Below are 16,974 nucleotides of genomic sequence, written 5' to 3'. Positions count from 1 at the left end.
GCCCGAGGAAATGTCCTGTATGGCCTATCAGTTGACGGGGCGTCATCCCTGTGCTGAAGATCCTCCCGCCACGATCACGCTCACCTCTGGTGGGGCCATTTCTCCGTACGGGGGAGGTGGCCTTGTTCGGCATGCCCCGAGGTGCTCCGGTCGAGGTCAGGACAACCGTGACCGGCGACGGAGTGCCCGTGCCGGCGCGTCGGTGCGCCCTTTTCGCCCGGAGCGGGAGGGGCGCCGATGAAGGGAATGGCGTGAAAGTGAGATACGGGCGGGCGATAGCCTGCCTCGTGGTTTCGGCGGTTGCCGGGACCATGCTGCCGCAAGTCGCTTATGCGGCGCCGGTTTCGGAAAATGACGGCGAGGGTATCGTTGATACCTTCTCCGGATGGTTCTCGGACGACGAGGGTGAGCCGGACGGCCCCCAGGAGCCGTCGACCGGGGGAACCCCGACGCTGCCGAGCCGCGAGAAACTGCCGAAGGGCAAGGCGGCCGCGAAGCCCAAGCGGGTCGCGGAACTGACGGACAGGCGAACGGCGAACGCCCGGTACTGGAAGCTGTCCGACGGACGGGTGCAGGCCGAGGTGTCGGCGGTGCCGACCGGGTACCGGGCGGGGAAGTCCTGGAAGGACATCGACCCCACGGTCACCCCGACCGGTGCCAAGGGCTACGACTTCGCCAACACGACCAACGCGGCCGCCAGCTGGTTCGGGTCGGACGCCGACAGGCTGCTCCGCTTCGAGTCCGGTGACGGACATGCCGTGACCCTGGGCGTCGAGGGCGCGGGCAGGCTCACCCCCGTCGCCAAGGGCGACACCGTCACGTACAAGGACGCCGTGGCCGGCGCGGACCTGTCGTACCAGGTCGGTCCCGGCCGGGTGAAGGAGAACATCGTCCTGGACCGGAAGCCCACGGGTCCGGTCTCCTTCACGTTCACGCTGGACGCCGGCGGGCTGACACCGAAGCCGGGCAAGGACGGTTCGATCTCCTTCTACGGCGAGGGCGCCCATCCGGTACTGGTGATCCCCGCGGCGTTCATGACGGACGCCAGGAAGGACGCCCGGTCGCCGTACGGGTTCACGTACAGCTCGGACGTCACCCAGAAGCTGACCAGGGCCGGCAAGGGCTGGAAGCTGACGGTCACGCCGGACGCGAAGTGGCTGGCCGCACCGGAGCGGCAGTACCCGGTCACCGTCGACCCGACCATCGCCATCGCGCCGACACCGGCCACCGCCCAGGACGTGATGATCTCCTCGGACGGTCCGGCGTCCAACTACGACGACAACTGGCGTCTGTCGGTCGGCAACACCAGCACCGGTACCTCGCGCGCGCTGCTGAAGTTCCCGCTCACCGGCGTCCCGGCCGGGACGAAGCTGGACTCGGCCGACCTCAAGCTGTACTACGACCAGACCCACACCGCCGGCGACACCGAGGTACAGCTCGAAGCGCACCGCGCCACCCAGGCCTGGACCGAGGAGCAGGCCACCTGGAACAGCGCCAACGCGATCACGGGTGAGCTGTCCGGCACCGCGGTCGTGGTGGACGACGGTGACGCCGGCAGGACGGCGGCCGTGGGTTCCTGGCCCGCCTCGGGCAACACGGCGTACACGCAGTACGCGGTCAACCAGGACTACCTGTACAACAAGGACTCGGTCGCGGGGGGCACGTACACCTGGCAGCCGAGCCTGCCGGAGGACGGCACGTATCAGGTGGAGGCGCACTACGTCCCGGCCTCCGACCGTGCCACCAACGCCCCGTACACCGTCACGTACGACGGCGGCAGCAAGACCTACCCGGTCAACCAGCAGGCCGGCACGGGCGGCGTGTGGAAGACGCTGGGATCGCACCCGTTCAAGGCGGGCACCCTGGGCAAGATCGTCCTCGGTGACGGTCCGGCCTCCACCACCACGTCGGTGATCGCGGACGCGGTCCGGTTCACCAAGGGCGGTGTGGTCACCAAGAAGCCCGGCGAGCTGAACACCTGGCACACCTTCCCGGTGACCAGGACCGTCCAGCAGTGGATCGACGGCGCCCACACCAACCACGGTTTCGTCATCAAGGCCGGTGACGAGTCGGCCAACGGCCCCAAGGGCGGCCCGCGGTACGAGGGCAGCGAGTTCGGGTACGGCGGCGAGACCGCCAACTACCCGCGCCTGGTGCTGACCTTCGGCCGCCAGGGCGTGGACCTCGCCGCGCCGACCACGATCCACGACACGGGCGCGGAGCTGAGCTGGTCCGCGTACCAGGACAAGGACCCGATCGGCACCGGCGACGACCTGGTCGAGTACCAGGTCCACCGCTCGATCAGCCAGACATTCACTCCGTCGGCCGCGACGCTGGTGTCCCCGGTCGCACCGGGCACGACCGCGTTCACGGACACCACGGCGACGCCGACGAAGGCGGACGACCCGGACCCGTTCGGCCGCGCGTACTACTACATGGTCGCGGTCAAGACGAAGGACGGCCAGGTCGTGGGGGCGCCCACCCAGCTGGTACGGCTGCCGAAGGCCGGCCGTACCACGAAGGTGCTCAGCGCCACGCAGGACACCACCCTGTCCTCGGCCCGCACCACCTCCACGCACGACACCATCGACGACGGCGGGCCGAAGAACTGGCTGTCCGTCGGAAACAACTCCGCCACCTACGGCGACACCCGCGCCCTGCTGAAGTTCCCGGCCCTCGGCATCCCCGCCACGGCCCGGGTCCTGGACGCGAAGGTGCGCCTGTGGTCCACGCAGACCGCCCAGGACACCGCGGGGGCGATCTACGAGCTGCGCCCGCTGACGCGTGACTTCGACGAGGCCACCGCCACCTGGGTCAAGGCGAACGCGACCACCAACTGGAGTGCCGCAGGCGGTGACTTCGGCGCCGCGGTGGCCGACACCGGTGCCAAGACCAATGACCCCGCCCGGCACGACTGGAACATCACCTCGCTCGCCCAGTCCTGGGTGACCACCCCGTCCTCGCAGCAGGGCGTGGCCGTCAAGATGGCCGACGAGGCCGCCACGCAGGAACGCACCCTGTTCCTGTCCTCCGAGGGAGCCGAGCCGCGGCTCCACCCGAGGATCGTGGTCACCTACATCGACTCCACCACCGAGTCGACGTACTACGCGCCGCAGACCCCGGCGCGGATGACCCCGAACACCACCTACACGGTGGACTTCACCCTCACCAACACCACCGCGTCGACGTGGAACGCAGCCGACCAGGTCCTCACCTACAAGTGGGCCCTGCCGGACGGCACCGACGTCACGAACGGCGGCAACCAGGTGCAGACGGCACTGCCGGGCAATGTGGCGCCCGGTGACTCCGTCAGCCTCCAGGCGCAGGTGAAGACCCCGATCAACTCCGACTCGGGCAACAAGCGCACCGATTACGTCCTGACCTGGGACGTGTACAACAAGACGGCCGGCACATGGGCCTCGGGCACCGCGGGCATCCCCGGCCTGAAGCAGAACGTGGCGGTGGAGGACCCGACCTCCAACCAGCTCGGCATGGAGAAGTTCTACTCCTACACGGGCAAGAACACCGGCGCCGGTTCCACGGTCATGAACAACCTGGCGGCCGGCAACAGCGTCTGGCAGTACAACGCGTTCACCAACCCGGGCCGCGGCGTCACCACGTTCGCCCGCTTCGCGTACAACAGCCTGGACACCTCCGACACGGTCTCCGGTCACGGCTGGTCCTTCCAGGCGTCCGGCCCCGTCCGGCTCGGCGCGCCGCTGGAGTTCCACCCCAAGCCGCACCCGACCGAGATCCGCCTGCCGGACGGTGACGGCACCACGCACGTCTTCCGCTGGGACTCGGCCAACAGCGTCTGGAAGGCCCCGGCGGGCGTCCACTACAAGCTGGCCGCGAAGCCGGGCCTGGACTGCACCCCGCTGAAGGACCCGGTCCCCGACGCCTGGACGATGACCCGCCCGGACGGCACCCGGTTCCTGTTCGGCTGCGACGGCTACATGACGTCACTGGTCGACAAGAACGGCAACACGCAGACGTACACGTACGAGGAGCGGAAGTCCAACAACAAGCCGACCAAGTTCCTCCGGTACATCACCGACCCGGCCGGCAGGCAGTCGCTGACCGTCGAGTACTACACCAAGGCCGACACCAGCAACCCGAAGATCATCGACCACATCAAGTCGATGACCGAGATCTCGGGCCGCACGTTCACCTTCGAGTACTCCGACAAGGGACTGCTGACCAAGATCACCGACGGCGCGGGCTCGTCCCAGCCGAAGGTGTTCGGCTTCGAGTACGACGCCACCCAGGGCAACAAGAACGTCAAACTCGTCAAGGTCACCGACCCCCGTGGCAACGCCACCGCCATGGCGTACTACGCCCCGTCGGCCGGTGACGACCCGAAGTACCACTGGTGGACCAAGACGATCACCGAGCGTCTGAACGGCGTCACCACCTTCGGGTACGCGGTCAACGCCGGAAACGCCAAGTTCACCGACACCAAGGTGACCGACGCGGAGTCGCACTCCACCGACTACGTCTCGGACGACTTCGGCCGCCCGGTGCAGACGACCAACGCCAAGGCGCAGACCACCAAGCTGACGTGGGACGCCGACAACAACGTCACCTACGTCGAGGAGGCCAACGGCGCCAAGACCGCGTACTGCTACGACCAGAAGACGGGCTACCCGCTCTGGAAGCGTGACGCGGAGAGCAACAAGTCCGGTGTTCCGCCCCCGAGCGACTGCGCCCCGGGCACCTACCCGGCGAACTCGGCCCAGTACACGTACCGGACCCGGCTCGACGGCTACTCCGCCGACCTGGCCACGAAGACCTCCCCGGAGGGCCGGAAGTGGCAGTTCGGCTACGACGGCTTCGGCAACCTCACGACGGTCACCGACCCCAAGGGTGTCGCCACCACGTCCGTCGACGGTGACTACACCACGACGTACGAGCACGACTCCTACGGTCTGCTGACCAAGGCGACCGACGCCAACGGCAACGCGACGACGAACAGCGAGTTCGGGCCCACGGGTTACCCGGCGAAGATCACCGATGCCCTGGGCAAGTCCACCCGGTACGCCTACGACGAGCGGGGCCAGGTCCTCGAGGTCACCGACGCGCTCGGCAAGAAGACGACGCAGGCCTATGACGCCTTCGGCCGGCCGAAGGCGGGAACGGTCGCGAAGGACCAGGCCGCGGGCGTCTTCATCACCACGCCGGCCCCGGTCTACGACGCCAACGACAACATCACCGAGTCGACGGCCCCGAACGGCGCGGTCTCGACCGCGGTGTACGACGCCGCGGACCAGATGACGTCGGCCACGGCTCCGAAGGACACATCCACCTCCCCCGACCGGCGGACCACCTACGCCTACGACAAGGTCGGCAACCTCAAGACCGTCACGGAGCCGAAGGGCACGCTGACGACCTCGGACGCCACCGACTACGTCACCACCAACCACTACGACGAGATCTACCAGCTCACGGCGGCGGTCAACGCGGCCGGTGACAGGATCAGCTACGAGTACGACGGCGTCGGCAACACCGTCAAGGTCGTCGACCCGAAGAAGAACGCCACCGCGGACACCACGGACTACACGTCCAAGATGGCGTACGACCTGAACCACCGGCTGACCACGTTCACGGACGCGGCGGGCAAATCCAGTTCGCGCACCTATGACAAGGACGGCCTCGTCCTCACGTCGACGGACCCCGCGAACAGCACCACGACCTACACCTACGACGAGCGGGGCAAGCAGGCCGAGGTCAAGGTCCCGTACGACGCGACCACGTTCCGCGTCACGAAGTACGAGTACGACCAGGTCGGCAACACGACCAAGGTGATCACGCCGCGGGGCGCCGCGACGGCCACGGCGGACGACTTCACCTCGCGCACCGAGTACGACGCGCTGAACCGTCCGGTGAAGCAGTACCAGCCGTACGACCCGAGCGACCCGCAGCACGACGACCCGAACGTCTACACGCAGACCGTGTACGACGCGCTGGGCCGGGTGGAGCGGCAGTCGCTGCCGCCGTCGGAGGGTCAGACGGTCCGCAACGACACTGTCTTCGAGTACTTCGACAACGGCTGGACGAGGAAGTCCACCGACCCGTGGGACATCACCACGACCTACGACTACAACGAGATCGGGCAGCAGACGTCCCGTACCCTCACGTCGGCGGGCGGCTCCTCGGACCGCACCATGACGCAGTCGTACTACCCCGACGGCAAGCTCAGGTCCAAGTCGGACGACGGCGTGCCCGCGGGCAAGTCGGTCGTGCTCGTCGACAACTCCGACACTCAGCACACCTCCGCCACGGGGACCTGGGCGACCGGCGACATCACCGGTCAGCAGGGCTACAACCACCGCACCCACGCGGCCGGCACGGGCACCGACGCCTTCGCCTGGACGCTGAACGTCCCGAAGGACGGCACGTACACCGCGTACGTGAAGTACCCGAAGGTCACGGGCGCGGCGACGGCGGCGAAGTACACGCTGGCGCAAGGTGCGACGACCCACCCGTCGGTGAGCAAGGACCAGACGGCCGCCCCCGGCACCTGGGTGGCGCTGGGCTCGTACAGCCTGAAGCAGGGCAACGACGCCACGCTGAAGCTGGAGCAGAGCAGCTCGGGCGTCGTGGTCGCCGACGCGGTCAAGCTGGTGCGGGACACGTCCGGTGAGACGGACGCCGAGAAGCGGACGTTCACCTACGCGTACGACGTCAACGGCAACATGACGTCGATCGACGACACGTCGTCGGGCAGGAGGATCGACGCGTACACGGTCGTCTACGACGGGCTGAACCAGGTCCAGAAGGTGACCGAGGCTCTCGCCGGCCAGGAGAAGAAGGTCACGTCGTACACCTACGACGCCAACGGCCAGGCCGACACGGTCACCCACCCGAGCCAGTTCTCCAAGTACGCCTACGACCTGCGCGAGCTGGTCAAGTCGGTCTCGATCGGCAAGTCCGCCACGGACCCCTCGCCCAAGGTCACCACCTTCACCTTCACGGACCGTGGCCAGCGGCTCAAGGAGACCAAGGCCAACGGCAACACCGTCGACTTCACGTACCACCTCGGCGGTGAGCTGAAGTCGACCACGGAGAAGAAGCCCAACGGCACCCTCGTCTCCTCGCACACCTACGCCTATGACCTGAACGGCAACAAGGCGCAGGACGTCGCGAAGAAGATGAACGCCGACAACCACGCGGCGTACCTCGACTCCACGACGGCCTACACCTACGACCCGGTGGGCCGGCTCACCGAGTCGGTCAAGACGGGCAACGGTGCGGGCACCGAGAAGTACGTCCACGACGACAACGCCAACGTCATCTCGCAGACGGTCAAAAACGTCACGACCGCCTACGAGTACGACCGCAACCGGCTGCTCCGGGCCACCACCGGCGGCACGGCGGCCACGTACAACTACGACCCGTTCGGCCGGCAGGAGTCGGTCACCTCGGGCGGCAAGGTCATCGAGAGGAAGGTGTACGACGGCTTCGACCACGTCGTGGAGTCCCAGAAGATGGGCGAAACGGGCGCGATGAAGTCGACGACGTACACCTTCGACCCGCTGGACCGCACCGCGTCGAAGACCGTCGACGGCAAGACGACCGACTTCAGCTACCTCGGCCTGTCCAACGAGGTGCTGAGCGAGGAGGTCGCCGGCCAGCTCACCAAGTCGTACCAGTACAGCCCGTGGGGTGAGCGGCTCTCCCAGGTCAAGCACAACACCGACGGCACGAGCGAGGACGGCTTCTACGGCTACAACTCGCACAGTGACGTCGAGACGGTGACCGACCGCAACGGCGACACCAAGGCGACGTACGGCTACACGGCGTACGGTTCGGACGACAAGTCCGAGTTCACGGGCCTCGACAAGCCGGACGCCGCGGACCCGACGAAGCAGGAGTACAACCCCTACCGCTACAACGCGAAGCGCTGGGACTCCCAGTCGGGCACGTACGACATGGGCTTCCGGGACTACGACCCGGGCCTCAACCGGTTCACCACCAGGGACATGTACAACGGCGCCCTGGCCGACATGAACCTCGGCGCCGACCCCTTCACCGGCAACCGTTACGCGTTCGCCGGTGGCAACCCGACCAGCTTCGTGGAGCTGGACGGCCACTTCGCCATCCCGCTGATCTGGTACGCGGGTGCGGCTCTGGCCACGGCCCTGTACGCGGCCACGCCGGACGGTCAGCAGAACCTGAACGACATGGCCATGGCCCTGGGCCAGATGATGCCGTCGGCGGAAGACCTCTCTTCCTCCTCCGAGTCGTCCAGCTCGGCGGCCGCCGGACCCACGCCGTCGCCGGCGCCGGGACCGGCGCCCAGCCCGGGCGGTGGCGGTGGCGGTGGTTCGAGCGGTCCCCAGGGGACGGCCACCGGAGCGGCGGTCTCCATGATCGTCCGGATCTTCCAGGGCCTGTCGGCGCACAGCTCCGAGCCGGACACGTCGTTCCAGCGCAAGGCGATCGACAACGCCGACGACGAGAACCAGAAGTGCCAGAGCTCCTCCGGGCCGAGCACCGTGTGGAACTCGCCCGTGGACGGGCAGGGAAGGGCGACCGGTGGTTTCGCCTGTCTGAACCCGTCCGCTCCGGCGGCGAGGAACACGAGCGAACCGCAGGAACCGGTCGGCTGGAGCCTGCAGGACGAGTCCGACGAGTGGAACCGGGCTCACCTGATCGCGCGTGAATTCGGAGGCACCCACACCCGGAAGAACATCATCCCGACGACCGCCTACGCGAACCAGAAGGAGATGCGGTCGGTGGAGTACGAGATCGAGAGGCGGCTCAAGCTGGGTGAACGGGTGTATTACCAGTCCGTTCCGATCTACATCCCGAACCGGGTGACTCCGATCGGCGTGCACATGTACGTGTCGAGTTCGTCGGGTACATTCTCACGGCTGATCAACAGTGGAGTTCACGACTGACGGGCTCAGGAGTCATGCAACCGTTGACTGACTGATCCGGCACGGCCGAGGCGGTGGGGTGGGCGATCATCATGCGCCCACCCCACCGCCGACGCCGCTCAGGGAGGAACAATGAATCATCTTGACGTCGTCCGACTGCTCGGTCTCGACGCCCCGGCTCGACCGGAGGACGACTACGGCAGGGTCGTCCCCGAGGACTTCGAGCTCCTGGTCCGCACCGTGCCGGCCGGGGTCTTCGCGGGCTCCGTGCTGCTCGAACGGCCCGACGGCCTTCCCGTGCGCTCCCTGGAGGAGTTCACCCGGCCCACCGCCATGCGCCTCGGAGACATCGAACTTTCGCTGCGCAGCCGCGAACAGCGGTTGTGGCGGCCCCTCCACCCGGAGCCCGGCGGCATGGTGCCGTGGGGCCGGACCGCCACAGACGGCGTGCTGCTGTGGGACACCACCGCCGCCGGCACCGCGGACTGGACCACCGTCGTCACGGACGACGATTTCCAGCTCTGGCTCGATCTCCCCTTCTCCGCGTCGGAGTTGGTGGCGCGGGCGCTGCTCGGACGTGTCGAGGGAATCCCCACGTTCGAGACGATCGAGGAGTACGAATCGGGTTCCTTCTGGAAGGTCGCCGACGATATGCGGGCGACGGCCACGGTGCTGTCGAACCCCGACATCGGCGCGGTGGAGGAGCTCGTCGCCCGGATCGGGAACATCGGTGTCCCGGGCATCCGGCAGTACGCGGGGGAGCTCGTCGACCGGGCCGTGGAGAACGCGAAGGAGCGTTCCCTCGTGTATCCGGAGGACTACCTGACGGTCATGCGGGAGTTCCCCGGCGGGATGATCGCCGGGATGCGGGTCTTCCCCGTCGCCAGGGCCGCCTGGCTGACCGAGGAACCGGTGTTCCTGCAGTGGGGCGAACTGGAGGGCAGGGCGTTCGGCTGGCTGGCCCTGACGAGCGACCCGCGGGACTGGCGCGTCGCCTACGTCGAGCCGGGGGGCACCTCGCTCACCCACCTGCAGGACCAGACCTTCGCCTCGTTCCTCCGGCGCCGGCTGCGGGGCGACGACTCACTGTTCTGACCGGGCGGGAGTGAGGTGCGGGGGAGCCGGTCACGGCACCCGGGCCGTCCACTCCGACGAGCTGAACTTCGTCCCGGCCAGTTCACGCGCGCGTGCCATCTCGCCGTCCGTGACCGTGCCCTCGGACAGGCCGTAGCGCTCCCGGAACGAGCCGATCATCTTCTCGATCACCGTCTCGCGCGGCAGACCCGTCTGGCGGCGCAGGGGGTCGACGCGTTTCTTGGCGCTCCTGGTGCCCTTGTCGGAGAGCTTCTCCCGGCCGATGCGCAGTACCTCCGTCATCTTGCCGGCGTCGATGTCGTACGCCATGGTCACGTGGTGCAGGACGGCCCCCTCCCCGCCCGCCAGCCGCTTCTGCGCCGCCCCGGCGATCTTGCCCGCCTCGGTGGCGATGTCGTTCAGCGGCTGGTACCAGGCCTTGATGCCCATGTCGCCGAGGGCGCCCAGCACCCAGTCGTCGAGATAGGCATAGCTGTCGGTGAAGGACAGCCCCTGGACCAGGGCGTCGGGGACGGAGAGCGAATACGTGATGGTGTTGCCGGGCTCGATGAACATCGCCCCGCCGCCACTGATCCGGCGTACGACGGTGATGCCGTGCCGCGCGGCGGCCTCCGCGTCGACCTCGTTGCGCAGCGACTGGAAGCTGCCGATCACCACGGCCGGGGCGCCCCACTCCCACACCCTCAGCGTCGGCGGACGGCGACCGGCGGCGACCTCGCCGGTGAGGACCTCGTCGAGCGCCATGTGCAGGGCGGGTGGCTGCGGCCCGTCGTGGACGAGCTGCCAGTCGTAGTCGGTCCAGTCGGTGGCGTGGGCCAGGGCGCGCCGGACGGCGACCCCGATGCCCTCGGTGGTGAGCCCGAACATCTGCGTCCCCGGAGGCAGCGCCGCGTCGATCAGGGCGGCGAGCCCCGACGCGTCGGTGTCGGCGGGCGCGCCCTCCAGGGCCCCGTCGATGGCGAGCAGTGCCTCGTCGGGTTCCAGGAAGAAGTCCCCGCCGACCCTCACCCGCCGCAGTACCCCGTCCTCCGTGTCGAGGTCGACGACCACGAGCTTGCCGCCCGGAACCTTGTATTCGCCGTGCACGTCCCATGCCTCCCGTCCGCCCCGATCGGGCCGCCATGTCAGCCTATGCCCGGACAGCGGCGGGCTGCGCGTCGAAGGGCGGCGGCGCGGCGCCGGCCACGCGGTCCCCCGCGCCGGCTGTCTCGCGCCCCGTCCGGCCGGGTGGTCGATAGCCTGCTCCTGGACCACGCGAACCACCCGAGCCGCGCAGTGAGGTGACAGGCCGTATGTTCACCACCCGTCCGACGCTCCGGGGCACCTTCGGAATGGTGTCCTCCACGCACTGGCTCGCCTCGCAGTCGGCCATGGCCGTCCTGGAGGACGGCGGCAACGCCTTCGACGCCGCCGTCGCCGCCGGGTTCGTCCTCCACGTCGTCGAGCCGCACCTCAACGGACCCGCCGGAGAGGTGCCGGTCATCCTCGCGCCCGCCGGCGGCGAGGTCCGGGTGCTGTGCGGCCAGGGGCCCGCGCCCGCCGGTGCGACCGTCGGGCACTACCGCTCGCTCGGGCTCGGCCTGGTTCCCGGGACCGGGCCGCTGGCCGCCGCGGTGCCCGGGGCGTTCGACGCGTGGATGCTCCTGCTGCGCGACCACGGCACCAGGTCCCTCGCCCACGTGCTGTCGTACGCCATCGAGTACGCGGAGGCCGGACACGCACCCGTGGAGCGGGTCGGCGAGATGGTGGAGACGGTACGCGCCCTCTTCGAGAACGAGTGGACCACTTCCGCCGACGTCTACCTCCCGGGCGGCGAACCACCCGCCCCGGGACGGCTCTTCCGCAACCCCGCCCTCGCCCGCACCTGGCGCCGCCTGATCGACGAGGCGACCACCGCCGCCGGTGACGACCGGACCGGCCAGATCGAGGAGGCCCGCCGGATCTGGCGGCGGGGATTCATCGCCGAGGCCCTCGTACGGCAGGCCGGGCGCCCCACCATGGACACCAGCGGAGCCCACCACACCGGCACCCTCACCGCCGCCGACCTGGCGGACTGGTCCGCGGCCTACGAGGACCCCGTCACGTACGACTGGAACGGCTGGACCGTCTGCAAGCCGGGCCCCTGGAGCCAGGGCCCCGTGTTCCTCCAGCAACTGGCCCTGCTGCCGGACGAGTTGCCGCCCCACGGCTCCGCGGACCACCTCCACCTGCTCGTCGAGGGCTGCAAGCTCGCCATGGCCGACCGTGAGGCCTGGTACGGGGACGCCACCGACGTCCCGCTCGCCACCCTGCTGTCCGACCCGTACAACGCCGAGCGGCGCGCCCTCGTCGGGGAGAAGGCCTCCTACGAGCTGCGCCCCGGCAGTCCCGGCGGCCGCACGCCCCGGCTGAGCGCCCATGCCCTCGCCGTCGCCGAGGGCCGGCCGGGCTTCGGCGCACCGGCCGTCCCGTTCGCCGCCGGGGCCGGTGAGCCGACGGTCGCCGGCCGGTACCCGTCGGCGGGCGAGCCGGCCGTCGACCGCGACGGCACGACCCGGGGCGACACCTGCCACATCGACGTGGTCGACCGGTGGGGCAACATGGTCGCCGCCACGCCGAGCGGCGGCTGGCTCCAGTCCAACCCCGTCGTGCCCGAACTCGGCTTCCCGCTCGGCACCCGGCTCCAGATGGCCTGGCTGGACCCGGGCCTGCCGAACTCGCTGACGCCCGGCCGCCGCCCCCGCACCACGCTCTCCCCGTCCCTGGCGCTGCGCGGCGGGGTGCCGGTGATGGCGTTCGGCACGCCGGGCGGCGACCAGCAGGACCAGTGGCAGGTGCACTTCTTCCTCGCCGTCGCCCACGGCGGACTGGACCTCCAGGCCGCCATCGACGCGCCCAACTGGCACAACGACGGCTTCCCCAGCTCCTTCCACCCCCGCGGCATGCGGCCCGGCGGGCTCACCGTCGAGTCCCGCACGGACCCGGCCGTGGTCGAGGAACTGCGCCGCCGCGGTCACGACGTCACCGTCGGCGCGCCCTGGTCCGAAGGACGGCTGTGCGCGGTGGCCCGCGACCCGGACACCGGGATCCTGTCGGCGGCGGCGAACCCACGCGGAATGCAGGGCTATGCGGTCGGCCGCTGACTCGGCCGATGGCCACGCTGTCAGTGGGCCGTGCTTAGCTGGACACATGATCGATGAGCTTCTCGATGGTTCCGGGACCCTGTCCGCCGCGGCCGAGGAGGCGGTCCGCGAAGCCGCCGCCGCCGAGATCGTGCCGCGCTGGCGACAACTCGCCACGCACGAGATCGTCGAGAAGAGCGGCCCGCACGACCTGGTGACGATCGCCGACCGGGCCGCCGAGGCCCACCTCACCGCCTCGCTCACCCGGCTGCTGCCCGGTTCGGTGGTGGTCGGCGAGGAGTCCGTCCACGCCGACCCCGCGGTGTACGAGGCGCTGCAGGGCGACGCGCCGGTGTGGATCGTCGACCCGGTGGACGGCACCTGGCACTTCGCGCACGGCGACCCCGGGTTCTGCACGCTCGTCGCCCTCGCGGTGCGCGGCGAGGTCCTGGCGTCCTGGACGCACGCCCCGGCGCTGGACGAGACGGCCGTCGCGGTGCGCGGGCACGGCGCCCGGCTGAACGGCAGGGAGCTCAGGGCCGGGGCACCCGCACCGGGCGCGGTGCTGGAGGTCGCGATGTCGCACCCCGACTACACCACCCCGGAGCAGAAGGCGGCACTCGGCGGCCTCGACACCGAGGGCGTGAACGCCCGCCCGTGCGGCTCGGCCGGCCTGGAGTACCTGGCCGTGGCCCGGGGCGCCCTGGACGCGGTCGCCTTCTCCTGGGAGCTCGCCTGGGACCACGCGGCGGGTCTGCTGCTGGTCGAGGAGGCGGGCGGCGCCCACACCACCCTGTCGGGCGACCCGTTCCGGGTCACGGGCGCCAACGCGCTGCCGTTCACCGCCGCCCGGGACCGGGCCACGGCCGACCGCATACGCGGCCTGCTGACCGCCCGGTAGGCGGTTTGCGGACGCCCGGGGGCCGGCCGGTGCCGCACATCACCCTCCCGCCGCCCGGTGCCGCCCACCTGCCCAATATCCTGAGATACCTTGGCCATCGGCTGACGAAGGAGTCCCAAGGTGCCGTCGATGCTCGATGCCGTCGTCGTGGGAGCGGGGCCCAACGGACTGACGGCTGCCGCCGAACTGGCCCGCCGCGGATTCTCCGTGGCCGTGTTCGAAGCCCTCGACACGGTCGGCGGCGGGGCCCGGACCGAGGAGCTCACGCTGCCCGGCTTCCGGCACGACCCGTGCTCCGCCGTGCACCCGCTGGGCGTGGGGTCGCCCGCCTTCAAGGCCATGCCGCTCGACCGGTACGGCCTGGAGTGGCTGCACACCGAGCTGCCGATGGCGCACCCGTTCGACGACGGCACGGCCGCCGTCCTGTCCCGCTCCGTCTCCGAGACGGCCGCCTCCTTCGGGCCCCGGGACGCGGGCACCTACCGCCGCCTCGTCGCGCCCTACCTCGGCAAGTGGGACACCCTCGCCCGCGACTTCATGTCCCTGCCCCTGACGGCCCTCCCGCGCGACCCGGTCACCCTCGCCCGCTTCGGCATCGACGGCCTGCCGCCCTCCACCTGGCTGATGCGGCGCTTCCGCGACGACAGGGCCCGCGCCCTGTTCGCCGGGCTCGTCGCCCATGTCATCGCCCCGCTCGGCGGCCTGGCCACCGGCGCCATCGGGCTCGTCTTCGCGCTCGCCGCCCACGCCAACGGCTGGCCCCTCCCACGCGGCGGGTCCCAGTCCATCTCCGACGCCCTGGCCGCGTACGTGAAGGACCTCGGCGGCAGCGTCCACACCTCCTACGAGGTCAAGCGGCTCGACGACCTGCCGCCCGCCCGGGCGTACGTCTTCGACACCTCACCGACCGCGCTGGCCCGCATCGCCGGCTTCGGCCGGTTCTACGACCGCTACCGCTACGGCGCCTCCGTCTACAAGATCGACTATGCGCTGGACGGCCCCGTCCCCTGGACGGCCGACGCGCCACGCCGGGCCGGCACCGTCCAAATCGGCCCCAGCAGCCATGAGATCGGCACCGCACTGGACCAGGCGTCCGGAGGCACGGCCCCCCGCACCCCGTTCCTGATCACCGCCCAGCCCAGCCTCGTCGACCCCTCCCGCGCGCCCGAGGGCAAACACGTCTTCTGGGCCTACGGCCACGTCCCGCACGCCTGGGAGGGCGACCTCACCGACGCCGTCGAGCGGCAGATCGAGCGGTTCGCCCCCGGCTTCCGCGACCTCGTCCTCGCCCGCGCCACCGCGGGCCCGCCCCAACTCGCCGCGCGCAACGCCAACTACGTCGGCGGCGACATCGCCTGCGGCGCCGCGAGAGGCCTCCAACTGCTGCTGCGCCCCCGGCTCTCCCTCTCCCCCTACAACACCCCGCACCCGGCCGTCTTCCTCTGCTCCTCCGCGACCCCGCCCGGCCCCGGCGTCCACGGCATGTCGGGCCACAACGCGGCGAAGGCGGTCTGGCGCCACCTGCGAAGGAGCTGACAGTTGCGTATCACCCTCGTACGCGGAGACATCACCGAGCAGCACGTCGACGCCATCGTCAACGCGGCCAACTCCTCCCTCCTCGGCGGCGGAGGAGTCGACGGCGCCATCCACCGCAAGGGCGGCCCCGGCATCCTCGCCGACTGCCGCGAGCTCCGCGCCTCCCACTACGGCCGCGGCCTGCCCACCGGCCGGGCCGTCGCCACCACCGCCGGCCGTCTGAACGCCCGCTGGGTCATCCACACCGTCGGCCCGGTGCACTCGGCCGAGGAGGACCGCTCGGCCCTCCTCGCCTCCTGCTACCGCGAATCCCTCCGCGTCGCCGACGAACTGGGCGCGCGGACGGTCGCCTTCCCCGCGATCTCCACAGGGGTCTACCACTGGCCCATGGACGACGCCGCGCGCATCGCCACGCAGGCCGTCCGGGCCGCGAGGACGTCGGTGGAGGAGGTCAGGTTCGTCCTCTTCGACGAGCGGGCGTACGAGGCGTTCGCCGAGAAAGTCCGCCAGCCTCAACATGGTGGTGGGGCACCCATCTCGCCCGAGTCCCCATGACTGCACCGCGTGGCGACACCGGAAGGAGATGTCGCCCTCACTGTGTCGGTTGATTTTCAACCTGTCGGACACGCGGAGAAACAGAGAGATCACCGCCTCGACCTGGTGGCAACCCCTTCATGTGGAGTGCGTCGCGCTCCCTGAACCTGACGCAAACCGCCTTGACCTGCGGTTTTCGATTGTGTGTTATGGGCGGCACGGGGCGGTACCTCGACGCTGGAATGACGCTCGTTCTGATGGGATGGCAGGTGGGGCGCAGGCCGAGCGGCACGGCAGGGACATGGGCCGCGGGTGCCGTGCTGGTCGTCATGCTCCCGTGAGGTCAACGCCGGAGTTCGGGGACGACGAAGAGGCGGCAGGCTCTGGGCCGGCGCCGGGGTAGTGGCTGTTCGCAACGTAAGCGGCATGCGTTCTGCCGTCGGCCGCGAAGGGGCCTGCTTGGCGACGCGGCTGACGGTGAGCGTGAGCTCGATCTCCCCGCTGGAGGATATGTCGCCATTGGCCCGGAGGACTGACCGCTGTCTTCTTGACGTTGGCCGCGGTGGGCGGCGACGCGCGCGGACGTGCTTGCGAGCCGGGGCCTGACCGAGGTATCGGCGAATACCTGGCCGGTTCAATCGGAAGCCCGTGGTCCCGTCAGGCCGTGTACAGGGGCGGCCAGGCGTGCCGTCCCGTACTGCGCCGGTGCTGCCGGTGCACGGCCCACCGGGCCAGCGGCAGACTCAGCCACCGCCAGCACGACCGGCACGTTAGTGAAGGCGCCCACGACCAGGGCGGGAAGCGCCCATAGGCCGCTCGGGCTGCCCCCTTGCCCCACGTCACGAGTGTGGTGGTCAGGGTTGGACACCCTCGTACTCGTCTCCGCTGACACCTTCTGGAATTGATCACCAGTAGGCGCACCAGC

7 protein-coding genes are annotated in these 16,974 nt (G+C 70.0%); 6 read left to right on the top strand and 1 reads right to left on the bottom strand.

All coding sequences use genetic code 11. The features are described from left to right. The first annotated feature begins 311 nt into the window (after nt 1-311). Both ACZ6C1_RS08120 and ACZ6C1_RS08115 read left to right on the top strand, forming a co-directional pair. On the top strand, nt 312-8,903 hold the full coding sequence (locus ACZ6C1_RS08120) for a golvesin C-terminal-like domain-containing protein (RefSeq protein ID WP_469238910.1): 8,592 nt from the start codon (nt 312-314) through the stop codon (nt 8,901-8,903). Between the two features lie 111 nt (nt 8,904-9,014). Next, nucleotides 9,015-9,977: a hypothetical protein gene (locus ACZ6C1_RS08115; RefSeq protein WP_469238909.1), complete on the top strand. Its 963-nt coding sequence runs from the start codon at nt 9,015-9,017 to the stop codon at nt 9,975-9,977. Nucleotides 9,978-10,007: 30 nt separating this feature from the next. Here the strand turns inward: ACZ6C1_RS08115 and ACZ6C1_RS08110 are convergent, their stop codons facing one another. Beyond that, the gene (locus ACZ6C1_RS08110) at nt 10,008-11,063 is read right to left on the bottom strand and encodes a lipoate--protein ligase family protein (protein ID WP_469238908.1); all 1,056 of its coding nucleotides are present in this window, start codon (nt 11,061-11,063) and stop codon (nt 10,008-10,010) included. A 206-nt stretch (nt 11,064-11,269) separates the two neighbouring features. On the opposite strand from ACZ6C1_RS08110, the gene ACZ6C1_RS08105 reads away from it, so the two are divergent. The 4 genes from ACZ6C1_RS08105 (at nt 11,270) to ACZ6C1_RS08090 (ending at nt 16,070) form a co-directional block, all read left to right on the top strand. Beyond that, the gene (locus tag ACZ6C1_RS08105) at nt 11,270-13,099 is read left to right on the top strand and encodes a gamma-glutamyltransferase family protein (protein WP_469238907.1); all 1,830 of its coding nucleotides are present in this window, start codon (nt 11,270-11,272) and stop codon (nt 13,097-13,099) included. Between the two features lie 46 nt (nt 13,100-13,145). Further along, entirely contained in the window at nt 13,146-13,979 is an 834-nt protein-coding gene (locus ACZ6C1_RS08100; RefSeq protein ID WP_469238906.1) for an inositol monophosphatase family protein, read from the top strand. 120 nt (nt 13,980-14,099) lie between these two features. Continuing rightward, nucleotides 14,100-15,515: a phytoene desaturase family protein gene (locus ACZ6C1_RS08095; RefSeq protein ID WP_469238905.1), complete on the top strand. Its 1,416-nt coding sequence runs from the start codon at nt 14,100-14,102 to the stop codon at nt 15,513-15,515. Nucleotides 15,516-15,518: 3 nt separating this feature from the next. Then, nucleotides 15,519-16,070 (top strand): O-acetyl-ADP-ribose deacetylase, encoded by a 552-nt coding sequence (locus tag ACZ6C1_RS08090; protein WP_469238904.1) that lies wholly within the window; start codon nt 15,519-15,521, stop codon nt 16,068-16,070. Nucleotides 16,071-16,974: the final 904 nt, after the last annotated feature.

The sequence above is a fragment of the Streptomyces sp. NPDC041796 genome (assembly GCF_055590785.1).
The sequence above is the reverse complement of the archived record's forward strand: the minus strand, read 5'-3'. Positions and strand labels throughout refer to the sequence as shown.